This window comes from Protofrankia sp. Cr1 (genome assembly GCF_963555865.1).
GTDB lineage: Bacteria > Actinomycetota > Actinomycetes > Frankiales > Frankiaceae > Protofrankia.
Genome location: NZ_CAUVXO010000038.1, coordinates 1 through 12,950 on the forward strand (window position 1 = coordinate 1; position 12,950 = coordinate 12,950).

Annotated in this window: 12 protein-coding genes; 6 read left to right on the forward strand and 6 right to left on the reverse strand. The window is 69.0% G+C overall.

What is annotated here, in order from left to right:
• The coding region (locus U9980_RS05920; protein WP_322767013.1) for a MoxR family ATPase at positions 1–1,153 on the reverse strand (1,153 nt) is incomplete at its 3' end.
• A 169-nt stretch (positions 1,154–1,322) separates the two neighbouring features.
• The gene (gene crtI, locus U9980_RS05925; protein WP_322767014.1) at positions 1,323–2,834 is read right to left on the reverse strand and encodes a phytoene desaturase family protein; all 1,512 of its coding nucleotides are present in this window, start codon (positions 2,832–2,834) and stop codon (positions 1,323–1,325) included.
• 148 nt (positions 2,835–2,982) lie between these two features.
• Here crtI and U9980_RS05930 point away from each other — a divergent pair, with 148 nt between their 5' ends.
• On the forward strand, positions 2,983–3,669 hold the full coding sequence (locus tag U9980_RS05930; protein WP_322767015.1) for a hypothetical protein: 687 nt from the start codon (positions 2,983–2,985) through the stop codon (positions 3,667–3,669).
• A 44-nt stretch (positions 3,670–3,713) separates the two neighbouring features.
• On the forward strand, positions 3,714–4,646 hold the full coding sequence (gene metF, locus U9980_RS05935) for a methylenetetrahydrofolate reductase [NAD(P)H] (RefSeq protein ID WP_322767016.1): 933 nt from the start codon (positions 3,714–3,716) through the stop codon (positions 4,644–4,646).
• Here metF and U9980_RS05940 read toward each other — a convergent pair.
• Positions 4,628–4,876 (reverse strand): hypothetical protein, encoded by a 249-nt coding sequence (locus tag U9980_RS05940; protein WP_322748146.1) that lies wholly within the window; start codon positions 4,874–4,876, stop codon positions 4,628–4,630. The two genes, metF and U9980_RS05940, sit on opposite strands and share 19 nt — an antisense overlap.
• A gap of 125 nt (positions 4,877–5,001) precedes the next feature.
• Between U9980_RS05940 and U9980_RS05945 the strand changes: the two genes are divergently transcribed.
• Positions 5,002–5,724 (forward strand): CDP-alcohol phosphatidyltransferase family protein, encoded by a 723-nt coding sequence (locus U9980_RS05945; RefSeq protein ID WP_322767017.1) that lies wholly within the window; start codon positions 5,002–5,004, stop codon positions 5,722–5,724.
• A gap of 27 nt (positions 5,725–5,751) precedes the next feature.
• On the opposite strand, the gene U9980_RS05950 is transcribed toward U9980_RS05945, so the two are convergent.
• Both U9980_RS05950 and U9980_RS05955 read right to left on the reverse strand, forming a co-directional pair.
• On the reverse strand, positions 5,752–7,299 hold the full coding sequence (locus tag U9980_RS05950; protein WP_322767018.1) for a phytoene desaturase family protein: 1,548 nt from the start codon (positions 7,297–7,299) through the stop codon (positions 5,752–5,754).
• Positions 7,300–7,398: 99 nt separating this feature from the next.
• A complete protein-coding gene (locus tag U9980_RS05955; protein WP_322753951.1) occupies positions 7,399–8,235 on the reverse strand; it encodes an undecaprenyl-diphosphate phosphatase in 837 nt (278 codons plus the stop codon).
• Positions 8,236–8,612: 377 nt separating this feature from the next.
• Here U9980_RS05955 and U9980_RS05960 point away from each other — a divergent pair, with 377 nt between their 5' ends.
• On the forward strand, positions 8,613–9,470 hold the full coding sequence (locus U9980_RS05960) for a tyrosine-protein phosphatase (protein ID WP_322767019.1): 858 nt from the start codon (positions 8,613–8,615) through the stop codon (positions 9,468–9,470).
• Positions 9,471–9,627: 157 nt separating this feature from the next.
• A complete protein-coding gene (locus U9980_RS05965; protein WP_322748151.1) occupies positions 9,628–10,518 on the forward strand; it encodes a polysaccharide deacetylase family protein in 891 nt (296 codons plus the stop codon).
• Between the two features lie 7 nt (positions 10,519–10,525).
• Here U9980_RS05965 and U9980_RS05970 read toward each other — a convergent pair whose 3' ends face one another.
• On the reverse strand, positions 10,526–11,389 hold the full coding sequence (locus U9980_RS05970; RefSeq protein WP_322748152.1) for a putative RNA methyltransferase: 864 nt from the start codon (positions 11,387–11,389) through the stop codon (positions 10,526–10,528).
• A 169-nt stretch (positions 11,390–11,558) separates the two neighbouring features.
• Between U9980_RS05970 and U9980_RS05975 the strand changes: the two genes are divergently transcribed.
• Complete coding sequence (locus tag U9980_RS05975) at positions 11,559–12,896, forward strand: NAD(P)/FAD-dependent oxidoreductase (protein WP_322767020.1); 1,338 nt, start codon at positions 11,559–11,561, stop codon at positions 12,894–12,896.
• The last annotated feature ends 54 nt before the right edge of the window (positions 12,897–12,950 follow it).

The following is a 12,950-nucleotide window of genomic DNA, read 5'->3' on the forward strand; positions in this document are numbered from 1 at the left end:
CGGCCTGGTGCCCGGTCTGGTACTCGGCGTGGTACTCGGGAAAGCCATGCGGGTTCGTGGTCCAGCGCCCGGCGTAGCCATGCTGGCGCGGAGCGACCTGCGGAGGTGTGGTGGCGGCCAGGACGCGTCCGGCGATGGCGTCCGCGGACAACCCTTCCGCCAGCGCCTCATAGGACAGCACCAGCCGGTGCGGCAGTATGTCGAGAGCCACCGCGGCGACGTCATCGGGTACGACGTAGTCTCGCCCGCGCAGCAGCGCCAGTGCCCGTGCGGCCGCGACGAGACCGAGCGAGGCGCGCGGCGACGCGCCGTAGGCCAGGTGGCCGGCAAGCTCGGGCATCCCGAACTCGGCGGGCGAGCGGGTCGCCAGCACCATCCGCACGGCGTAGTCGGCGATCGCGTGGTGGACGAACACCTCCGTGGCGTGTTTCTGCAGCTTCATCAGGGTCCACGGGTCCAGCACACGCTCGGCCGCCGGCGGCGCCACGCCCATGCGTCGGACGATTTCGAGCTCCTCGACGCCGCTTGGATACGGTACGTTGATCTTCATCAGGAAGCGGTCGCGCTGCGCCTCCGGAAGCGGGTACACGCCTTCGGACTCGATCGGGTTCTGCGTGGCCAGCACCAGGAACGGCGCGGGCAGCCGATGGGTGACCCCGCCCAGGGAGACCTGCTGCTCGGACATGACCTCCAGCAGTGCCGACTGCACCTTCGCGGGTGCCCGGTTGATCTCGTCGGCGAGGACGAAGTTCGCGAAGACGGGGCCCAGCTCGACGTCGAAGGTCTCCCGGGTCTGGCGGTACACCCGCGTACCGATGATGTCGGACACGACCAGATCGCTGGTGAACTGGATACGCGCGAACGTTCCGCCGACCACCGTCGCCAGTGTCTGGACGGCCAGGGTCTTGGCCACTCCGGGTACGCCCTCCAGCAGACAGTGCCCGCGGGCGAGCAGGGCCACCAGCATGCGCTCGATCATGTGATCCTGGCCGACGATCACTTTCTTGACCTCGAAGAGGGCGCGCTCAAGATGATCGGCATCGGTGATCGTGTCCGGGTCGGCCAGGCTCTTCCCGCCCTGGTCGGAGTCGGATGGGAGGGGACTGGGGCCGTCCGCGGTGGGCGCGGTCGCTGGAGCTTGCCGTTCGTCCATGGCCTCAGTCTCGCAGCGGATGCCGGGAATCGAGACCTGAAACGAGGGTGGTCAGCCAGTTCGAACAATGACTTAAGGGAAATCTAGGATTTCTCGCTTCACGGTAATCGGACTGGCGGTCAGCGTGGGTTGGCGATCAATTCGGTTTGCGGTCCATTCGGGTTTGTGCTCAGCGAAGTGCCCGGGAGCGGTAGGCCCGGTCCCGGCCGAGTACCCGCTCGGCGGCCAGTCGTCCCGAGATCAGCACCATCGGCACGCCGACGCCGGGCTGGGTACCGCTGCCGGTGAACACCACGTTGTCCAGACCCGGGGCCAGGTTCGACGGGCGGAACGGACCGGTCTGACCGACGGTGTGGGCGGCGGCGAACGGGGTACCGGCGGCCATTCCCCGGGCCCGCCAGTCCGCGGGTGTGATCGTGTGCTCGACCTCGATCGCGGCACCGAAGCCGGCGTACCCCCGCCGTTCAAGGGTCTCCACCACCTCGTCGCGGTAGCGTCGGGTGAGCACCGACCAGTCCAGCGGCGCGGTCAGGTTCGGCGTCGGGAACAGCACGTAGTAGCTGTGTCGGTCGGCCGGGGCCAGCGACGGGTCGCCGATCGTCGGCGTGGTGATCAGGAACGACGGGTCGCTCATCAGTTCACCCCGTTTGATGATCTCGTCGAAGGTGCGCTGCCAGGCCCGTCCGAAGTGGATCGTGTGATGGGCCTGGTCGCCGAAGCCGGCGCTCGATCCGGCGAGCAGCAGGAAGCATGACGGTGAATAGCGCAGGTCGCGGACCCGCCGCGGCGTGACGGAGCTGGGCAGCAGGTCCCGGTAGGCGGTCGGAAGATCGGGGTTGAGCACCACCACGTCCGCGGCGATGCGTTCACCGGTCGCCGTGTGGACCGCGATCGCCCGCCGACCGCGGGTTTCCACCCGTGTCACGGTGGTGCCGTAGCGAAACGTCACTCCGTGTTTGACGGCGGCCAGCGCCATCGCCACCGGAACGGCGTGCATTCCTCCGACCGGGAAGTACACCCCGGCTACCGAGTCCATGTAGGCGATCACCGCGTACACGGCGAGCGCGTCGTGGGGGGACAGGCCTGCGTACATCGCCTGGAACGAGAAGACCCGGCGGGTGCGCTCGTCGTGCAGGTACCGGGCCACCACCGCATCGAGGCGGCGGAAGGCACCCAGGGCGACCAGACGGGCCAGGGACGGCCGCAGCAGGTCCAGCGGTGAGTCGATCGAGTTGTCGATGAAGTCGCGCATCTGCGCCCGGTACAGCTGCGATACGAATGCGACGAACCGGCGGTAACCGGCGGCTTCGCCCGGCCCGCACACGCGGGCGATCTCATCGGCGGTCGCGTCCGGGTCGGCGTGGATGTCGAGTGTGGATCCGTCGGGGTAGCGCGCCCGGTACAGCGGGTCGACCGGGCGCAGCTGCAGCCAGTCGTCAAGGTTCTCCCCGACGCAGTCGAAGGCGTCCGCGATCAGGTCCGGCATGGTCAGGACGGTCGGCCCGGTGTCGAACCGGTAGCCGCTCATGCGCAGCTGCCCGGTCCGCCCACCGGGGACGTCCTCGCGTTCGACCACGGTGACCTGCCGGCCGGCGCCGGCCAGCCGCAGGGCGGCGGACAGTCCGCCCAGGCCCGCCCCCACGATCACAATCTGGTCGGTCGGGCCGATGACCGTACGCATCCTGCTCCTCAGGGGATCGCCACCAGCGAGAATGTGTGGATCGCATTCGCTGACAGAACCAGTCGCTTGACGAGCAGGTCGCTCGACGAATCAGTCGCTCGGAGAATCAGTTGCTCAACGAATCAGTTGCTCACAGAACGGGGAACGGATGACAACCGTGGTCGTGGTCGGAGCGGCCGTCGTCCTGTTGTGCGCGGCAGCCGGCGGTATCGCGCTGCTGTACCGGCCGCCGGCGGAGATCGGGCAGACGGTGGCGGGGGTCGGCGCCGTCGAGGTTCGACTGGCCGCAGGCCGGGTGGAGATCGCCGAGACCGACCGGGTCGACGCCCGCCTGGAGATGACCGTGCGCCGACGTGTCGGGCGGACCCGCCCGGCGCTGGCGCGCAGCGGCGACCTGCTGCGCATCGACGGCCGTGTCAGCGAGGCCCGGGTCCGGCTGACGTTGCCCAGGGCGACCCGCGTACGAGCAGAGGTGCGTCGCGGGGATGTGACACTGTGGGGATCCGACGGTGACCTCGTCCTCCTGACGGACTCCGGCACCATCGCAGGACGTGAGCTGGGCGGGCGCAGGGTCACCGCACGCAGCCGCCTGGGAGATGTCATCCTGCATTTCTCGTCTCCGCCCGATCAGGTGAGCGCGCACGGCCACAGCGGCGCGGTCACGGTTGTCGTCCCGGGCGGTCCCTATGCCGTGGATGTGGAGTCGGCGGACCCCGGTGCCGTCGATGTCAGCGTTCCAGCTGACCCGGCGGCGACCCGGACGGTTTCGGCCCGCAGCCGGTCCGGGCGGGTACGGGTGTGCAGCCCCGCCCCGGGCGGACCGGTGCGCCTGTGAGCCGCCGAGGGCCCCGGCCCATGGCAGCCACTACCCTCGAGCCTATGACGGCGGTCAGGAGCGGGCTGGGACCTCGGGTGCTGACTGTGCGGGACTTCCTCGCGTCCGGTCAGCTGTCGTTCTCGTTCGAGTTCTTCGCACCTAAAACCCCTGCGGGGGAGCGCCACCTGTGGACGGCGATCAGGGAGTTGGAATCCCTGCATCCGTCCTTCGTGTCGGTGACCTACGGTGCGGGCGGGTCTAACCGCAAGGGAACCATCGGCGTGACCGAGCGGATTGCGACCGACACCACTCTCACACCGATCGGGCACCTGACGGCTGTCAACCACTCCGTGTCCGAGCTGCGGCAGGTGATCGGCAGTTACGCCGGAGCCGGGGTGCACAACGTACTGGCGTTGCGTGGCGACCCGCCCGGTGATCCGCGGGGGACCTGGGTCGCGCACCCGCAGGGTCTGCGGCATGCCGAGGACCTCGTGCGCCTTGTCCGGTCGCTGGGCGACTTCTGCGTCGGGGTCGCGGCGTTCCCGGACCGCCACCCGCGTTCGCCCGACTTCGACACCGACGCCCGCCACCTGGTCGGCAAGCTGGCCGCGGGCGCGGACTACGCGATCACCCAGTTCTTCTTCGATGTGGACGCCTACTTCCGGCTGGTCGAGCGGGTCCGCCGGCTCGGCTGCGAGGCGCCCGTCATCCCCGGGGTGATGCCCGTGACGAATGTCGCGCAGATCGAGCGGATGGCGCAGCTGTCCGGCGCGGAATTTCCCGCGGATCTGGCCGGCCGGCTGCACGAGGTGGCCCACGACCCGGTGGCGGTGGCGGCGGTCGGGGTGGCGGTCGCGACGGACCTGTGCGAGAAGCTGCTGGCCGGAGGTGCACCGGGCATCCACTTCATCACGTTGAACCGCTCGACCGCCACCCGTGAGGTGTTCCGCTCCCTGTCCGGATGGCGGGCGGCCGGTCAGTCGTGGTCCTCGTAGGCGTCGAAGACGCACAACAGCCACTCGTCCCGGAAAGGCTGCTCGCGGACGAGGGCGAAGTCGGCCAGGTTCGCCGCGTCGACGACCGCTGCCACCAGGTCGAGGTCCAGGGTGCCGAACACGGGTGTGATGCGGACCGCGACCACCACTTGGTCGCGCTCCGCGTTGAAGATTGCTGTCGGATGCAGGTCGTCGAGTGTCTCCACGACCAGGGGCGAGTGCTTGGTCACCGATGTCTCCTGCGGCCGCCTTGCGGCGGCTCCTCGAAGGGGGCTGACAGTCGTCGGTAGTGGGTCGTCATCACAAGCGGGTCATGTCGGACGACGGAACCATACGCAGAGGGCACGATGGCTTGGTGACCACCCCGGTGCCCGACCGTGACGGCTTTCTCAGGGAGTGGTCGGGCCTGCACGGAGGTTACGATGCCACAACCGGCATGTGGCTCGTCCGCTGGTGGCTCGGCCTGGTCTACCGGCTGGGACGCCCGTTGGCCGTGGGTGGTATCGGCCCCACGTCGATTACTGTCGCCGGGACGCTGCTGACCGGTGCCATGCTGCCGGCCGCGGCGCTGGGCGGCCCGTACCCGTTGCTAGCCGCGATGATCGTCGTTGCTGGTGGCCTCCTGGACAACCTTGACGGATGTGTGGCTGTCCTCACCCGTCGGGTGACGCCCTGGGGGTACGTCCTCGACTCGCTGGCGGACCGGATCTGTGACGGAATCTACCTTGTCGCCTTCTGGCTGCTCGGCGCCCCCGGTGGGGTGTGTGCCGTTGCCGGGGCCGCGGTCGCGCTGCTGGAGTATCTGCGTGCGCGGGCCGGGAACGTGGGGTTCTGCGAGATCGGCGTGGTGACGGTCGGCGAGCGGCCCACCCGGATCATCATCACAGTAATCGCGATGCTGGGCGCGGCGATCGACCCCGGCCGTGCCGACCTTGCCGGCATGATCGGTGCCGCCGCCACCGCAACGGTCTGTACCGGGGGCCTGATCCAGCTCGGCATCGTGGTCCACCGGACGTTGCGGACCGCGACGTTGCCGACCGCGAGTTTGCCGACCGGGGCCGGCGTATCCCGACACTGACCACAGCGCGTGGTACGGATCATCGCACTACGCGGGGCCGATCATGTCGGCGACGATTTTCGCGGACATGGCGACCAGCGGGAGGCCCCCACCAGGGTGGGACGACCCCCCGACGAGAAACAGTCCCGGAATCGGCGAGCGGTTGCCCGGTCGCAGGAACGCCGCGCGCACGCCGTTGGACGATGTCCCGTAGATCGCCCCGCCGACCGCGCCGGTCCGTCGCTCCAGATCGGCTGGAGTGATCACACGGTGCCACAGCAGCCGGGCCCGGACATCCAGGCCGCGCTCGGCCATCAAAGCCAGGACCTGGGTGGCGTAGGCGTCGGCAAGCCCTGGTCGATCCCAGTCCACCCCGCGGTTGACCGGGCCGCCGACCGGGCCGGTGCCGGTGCCGCCGCGTGCGGGCCGCGGCGTCGCGGCGTCGCGCGGCGGAGCGGTTGTGTGCCGGGCCGCGTTCACCAGGACGAACCATGCCTCACAGCCCGGCGGTGCGAGGGCGGGGTCGTCGGGCGCGCTTATGTAGATCGTCGGATCGGTGGCCAGGCGGCCGCCGAATACCGCGTCGAACTCGCCGTCGTTCTCGGCGGGGAACAGCACCGTGTGATGGGCGAGATCCGGCGTCCGCCCGCGCAGGGCGAGCAGCAGGACGAAGCCGGACAACGACGCCGGCGCCCGGCGTAGCCGCCGCTGCGCCCGCCGGTGGGGCGCGAGCATGCCGTACACCGTGCGGGCATCGACGCCGGACACCACCAGGTCCGCGTCGATGCCCCGGCCGCCGGCCAGCTGTACCCCGGCCACCCGACCACCGGCGTTGCGGGTGATCGCGACGACCTGATGGTCGAGCAGCAGGCGCGCGCCACGGCACACGGCCCGGTCCGCGACAGCCTGGCCGAGCTGGTGAAGGCCGCCGGGGATGTACCAACCGCCGTAGCAACGCTCGACGTGCGCGATGGCCGCGAGGGCCGCCGGTGCCTGGCGCGGATCGGAACCGGTATAGGTCGCATACCGTTCGAGGAACATCCGCAGTCGCTGGTCGGTGAGATGACGCCGGCCGAGCCCACGTACCGTCAGGCCGGGCGCGATGGTGGAGATGTCGCCTGGACGTCGCAGCGCCAACCCGGCCAACGACCGGACACCGGCGTTGGGGGCGGCCAGAAACGGGCCGCTGGTCGCCTCCCACAGACGCTCGGCGTGGGCTGCCAGCCGGCCCCACTGCTCGCCCGACCCGGGACGCAGGACGGCGTCCAGCTCGGCGGTGAACGCGTCATCGTCGGCGTGAGCGTCGAGGACGGTCCCGTCGGCGAAGCGGTTGCGGGTGATCGGGTCCAGTCGGCGTAGCTCAAGGATGTCTCCCAGCGGCGCGCCGGTGGCGGCGAACAGGTCCGCGAAGACGTCCGGCATCGTCAACAGGGACGGCCCGGTGTCGAAGGAGAAGCCGTCCAGGCTGAACCGTGCGAGCTTGCCGCCGATCTCGGATGCCTGCTCGCAGATGGTGACGGTATGCCCGGCGGCGGCCAGTCGCGCGGCCGTCGCCAACCCGCCGACCCCCGCGCCGACCACGACAACCCGAGCCACCCCGCGACCCTATGCGGTGCTCTCGCATGCGATGGCCGTTCTGGCCGCCTCGCCCGGCCGACGAGCCCGGCCGACGAGCCCGGCCGACGAGCCCGATCGTCAGGTCGCCGAGAGGATCCCCGTTGCGAGCAGCAGCAGCACGGTCGTGCCGAGGATGATCCGGTAGATGATGAACATGTCATAGTTGTTCTTGCCGATGAATCTCAGGAGCCAGGCGATGGCGACATAGGCCACGGCGAAGCTGACGGCCGTAGCGATGATCGTTGGTGTCCAGCCGACCCCGTGGGCGATGTTGCCGGCCTCGCTGACGCCCTGCAGGGCCGCAGCCCCGAACAGGGCCGGGATGGAAAGGAAGAACGACAGTCTGGTGACGGTCACCCGGTCAAGGCCCCGCGTCAGACCGGCCGACATGGTCGCGCCGGACCGGGAGATGCCAGGGATCAGCGCGGCACACTGGACCAGACCGATGGCGAGGGTGTCCTTCCAGGTGACGTCCGCCTCGTGGCGCTTCTGGGTCGCGTTGCCGTCGGCGTACGCTATGACACCGCTCCACACCACGAGCGCGGTGCCCACGAACCAGAGGCTGCGCAGTGTCGTCTCGATCATGTCTTTGAACAGCAGCCCGACCACACCGATGGGTAGCGAACCCAGCAGCACCGCCCATCCGAAGAGGTAGTCGGGGTGGCCGCGCCACCGGGGTTGGACGATGCCGCGAAGCAGGGCGGCCAGGATCCTCCCCAGGTCCTTGCGGAAGTACAGCAACGTCGCGAAGACGGCGCCGACCTGGATGATCGCGGTGAACGCCGTTATGTCGGGGTCGTCGATGGAGTAGCCGAGCAGTTTCTCCAGGATCGTCAGATGTCCGGTACTCGATACCGGCAGGAACTCCGTCAGTCCCTCGACCGCACCGAGAAACGTCGCCTCTAGGACGTTCACGCCCACCCCTCTCCCCAAGCATTATTGATACTATTGCAGCGATTTGTCACTTTCCGGCATCGTGCAGCGGCATATGGCGACAGCCCTCGTCGGTTCTCGCGGCACCGGGTGGACGACCCGAGTGCGGGGAGATCGCCGGTACCTGCCGCCTTGCAGCACATATCAGCTAAAATCAACTAAATCTTATAGCACCCCAAAATGTAACGCCGCGTCGCCGTGCGCGATTGTACGGCGGCCCACGAGGTCGCAGCCCCGAACATCCGGGGAGGCGTCGCTGCGGAGCTGGCCGGCGCAAACCTTGGCCATGGGTTCAGGCGTGGGACGGATACGTGTGCTCCACTGGAACAACACCGGACGATCAGGGCGGGAGCGAAGCCATGAGCGGCAGTGAGACGGCGGCGCACGAGACGGCGGTGCACGAGACGGCGGTGCACGAGACGGCAGCAGGCAGTCCGCCGGTACCGGCGGCACTACCGGTACCGGCAGCCCGGGAGGCTCGCGGCGGATCGCTACCGCGGCGCGATCGAGATCAGCTGGTGAACCTGCGGGATCTCGGCGGACTGCCGACGCAGGACGGTCGGCGTACTCGACCCGGCGTTCTGTACCGCAGTGACGCCCCGCGCCATGGCGACCGGCTACCGGTATTCGATCGTGAATGGCCACCCCGCACGGTCATCGACCTGCGGTCGCCGGTCGAGCGCGACGGTAGCCCGCACCCACTGGAATCGGCGGTGACCGATGTCCGAGTGATCCCGTTGCTCGGTGACGTCGACCCCGCGCATCCCACGTCCGAGATCGTTGTTGCCCTCGCGGGCGGCCTGAACACGATGTATCGGGCGATCGTCGAACGGACCGGATCGCGGGTGGTCGAGATCCTTCATCTGGCCGCCCATGCGCCTGGACCACTCCTTGTGCATTGTGCGGCCGGCAAGGACCGGACAGGCCTGGTCGTGGCGGTCCTGCTACGTGCGGTGGGCGTTGAACCGGACGCGATACTCGCGGATTACGCGGCGACGGCCGCGAACATGGCGGAGGTACTGCGCCGACTAGGTAACAATCCGTTGCTGCCTGGAGCGGGCATGGGTGCTCCCGACCTGACCACGACCTCGATCTCGGCTGTCGAGCAGGTACTGGCCGTCATCGACGATCATCCGGGTGGCCTGTCCGGTTGGTTCGCGGCCAACGGCGCGCATCCGGACGCGGTGCCCACCTGGCGGGCCAGGCTGTTGTCCTGACCCCGTTTGTCCTGACCCCGTTTGTCCTGACCCCGTTTGTCCTGACCCCGCTTGTCCGGAGTCGCCGGGCGCCGCGTGTGGTGACCGACCACGCAGGGCAGCTGGGATTGCATCGCTGCAGTTGCGCTCCGTAGTCAAGCTCTTCAGAATCTCATGGGTGGACCGACGTCGCCTTGTGAAAATTCTCGCCCTCGGGGCCGCCGACCTGCTCGTCGGTTGTGCCGGTGACCGCCCGAAGTCCGTTCCGCCGGCGGTTGGTCCGCGACCTGTGGTCCCGCCGATCCGCATGGTGCCCGATGCGCCGGTCCCACCGCAGGCGGCGCCGTCAGGCGGCCGACTGGAGCCGTCAGGTGGCTTGCTGGAGCCGTCAGCCGGCCCGTGGGGGTCGCCCGCTCCGCTCGCGGTCGCGCCGGGGCAGCAACAGATCCTCTTCAACGCGCCGGGAGCGACCCGCCAGGTTGCGCTTACCATTGACGACGGTTTTAATGCCACCGCGGTTGCCGGATATGTCGACTTCGCCAGCCGGGCGAAAATTCCGCTCTCGTTCGCGCCGAACGGGATGTACCGCAACGTGTGGAATCAGCATGCAGCCGCCGTCCGGTCGCTGATCAAATCCGGGCAGGTCACGATGGTCAACCACACCTGGAGCCACCGCAGTATCCGTACACTTTCCGACGCGACGCTGCGCGCCGAGGTGGAACGCAATGACGACTGGGTCAGACAGACATTCGGTGTCACGACCCGACCGTGGTTCCGCCCGCCGTACGGGGAGCACAACGAGCGGTCGAGAGCGATCCTCGCTGAACTGGGTTATTCGCGCATCCTTATGTGGAGCGGGTCGGTGGGCGACTCGATGATGGGCGTCACTGCCGGCGAACTCATCGCGGCTGCGCGTCAGGCCATCCAGCCGGGGGCGGTCGTGCTTGGACACGCGAATCAACAGGTGGTCGTGAATCTCTACGGAGAGCTCGAACGCCTGATCATTGCGCGGGCGCTCGTCCCGGTCACGGTCGAAACCATGTTCATGGCAGACCTGATCGCTCGCTGAATCCGCTCTATGTCGGGTGGGGCTCGTACACCTCGATTGTGAATGACGCCGTCGGGGTCGCGCCGTTCGGCCACCGTTCGTCGATGATCGATTGGATGTCGGCGGTGCGACGGTGGTGGGCGGTCGGCCCCATCATCACAAGATGGAGGAGATCATATGCGGTGAGCGACATTTCGAGGTCGAGTGTCAACCGCTCCCGTCTGACGAAGGATTCACCCAGGGTCGAGCGGAGGCGCTCGGGCTTGCGCTGATCGACCGTGACCAGACCCAGCGGACCGACAAGGCCGGCCAGATGGCGGACGGTGGGCGTTACGATGACGAGATACCCGTCCGGCCGGAGGATGCGGTGCATTTCCGTGACATTGCGCGGCGCGAAGACATCGAGAATGACCGACGCCGTGCCCGTTCGCACCGGCAGCGGGCCGCGTACGTCCACGCCGACCGCGCCGATCCGCGGATGCGCGCGGGCCGCGCGCCGCAGTGCGTAGGTGGACACGTCAATGGCGATGCCGACCGCGTCGGGGCACAGGTTCAGCAGATGCGCCAGGTAGTACCCGGGGCCGGCGCCGATGTCGACGACGACCTGCTCATCACCGATCGTCCAGGTTTCCCTCGTCGCGCCTTGGATGACCGAGCCAAGCTGGTCGGCGAGCGCGCGGTAGTGACCGCCCGCGAAGAATGCCTCTCGTGACCGGACCATGTCCGCGCTGTCGCCGGGGATCCCAGCGGCCCGACCGGTCGTGAGGGTCAGGTGACCCCCTCGGGCGAGGTCGTATGCGTGGCCGCCCGGGCAGCGCACCTGCCCGTTGCCGGTGGCGAGATCCTGTCCGCACAGCGGGCATGTGAGATAGGCGAGAACGGTATGAATCACGCCTGGCCCACCGCCATCATCGGCCGCATGACAACGACCGTACGTGCCCGGTGCGGGTTGTGGATCGACGTGCGACCGGCCCGTGTTCCAGCGGGCCGAAGGGCGCGCGACGATCGTCAGATCGCGCGCCCGCAGGCCGCAGTCCCCGGCGCGCTAACAGTGAGGTGGTATGACGCACGTGTCCGCTGACGAGGGCCCGGGAGCCGGCCGCGGGTCGCGCCCGCCCGGGCGGGTGGCGGTTGTCGGCGCCGGTATGGTCGGCCTGGCCAGCGCCTGGTTTCTGCAGGAGCGCGGGGTCGAGGTCACAGTGATCGAGCGCGTCCGGGTGGCCGCTGGATCGTCCTGGGGTAACGCCGGCTGGCTCACCCCGAGCCTGGCTGCGCCGCTGCCGGAGCCGGCCGTACTGCGCTACGGCCTGCGGGCTGTCCTGATGCCGACATCGCCGGTGTACGTACCGCCGCGAGCAGACCCGCGATTGCTGCGCTTCCTCGCCGGATTCGCACGCAACAGCACGGCCAACCGTTGGCGGCGGGCGATGGGGGCACTTGCGCCGGTCAATCGGCGGGCACTTGGTGCCTTCGACATCCTCGCGGCCGGGGGAGTGGACGTACCAACCCGCCCGGCCGTGCCGTTCCTGGCCTGCTATCGCGATCCACACGAGCGGGAGGCGCTGATCCTCGAACTCGAGGAGATCCGCAGTGCCGGCCAGCATGTCGAGTTCGACCTGCTCGACGGCCGCGCCGCGCGCACACTGGAGCCGGCGCTGACCGATGGGATCGGTGCCGCGATCCGCATCCACGGCCAGCGCTTCTGCGATCCCGGGGCTTTCGTGACAGCACTCGCGGACAGTGTCCGAGCCCGGGGCGGCGAGCTGCGGGAGGGCGTCGGCGTACTGGCCATCCATGCCGACCGGGCTGCCGACCGGGCTGCCGACCGTGGCGATCGACGTCGTGCTGGGGCCGCGGAGGTGGGGCTGGAGCTCTCTACCGGGCAGATCGACCGGTTCGATGCCGTGGTGGTCGCCTGCGGCGCGTGGCTGACCGATCTCGTGCGCCCGTTCGGGGTCCGGACTCTCGTTCAGGCGGGGCGTGGGTACAGCTTCAGCGTCACCGCGCGCGACCTGCCGCGCGGCCCGCTGTACTTTCCGACCCACCGGGTGGCGTGCACACCGCTCGGGAACCGGTTGCGCATTGCCGGGATGATGGAGTTCCGGGAACCGCACGCGCCGCTGGATCGCCGCCGTATCACCGCGATCGTCAATGCGGTGCGTCCGCTGTTGGCCGGTGTCGATGTCGATACGCGGACGCAGGAATGGGTCGGTTCCCGTCCGTGTACACCGGACGGTCTTCCCCTGATCGGGCGGACGGCGTCACCTCGGGTGTTTGTCGCCGGCGGTCATGGGATGTGGGGCATCACCCTTGGACCGATCACCGGCCAGCTGGTGGCTGAGGCGGTCACCACCGGGCGTTGTCCTGATCACCTCGCGCCGTTCGACCCGCTGCGGTGATCTGTAGCAATCCGCAGGCACGGCCGGGCCCAAGGGGCTCGCCCAGTGTCGACC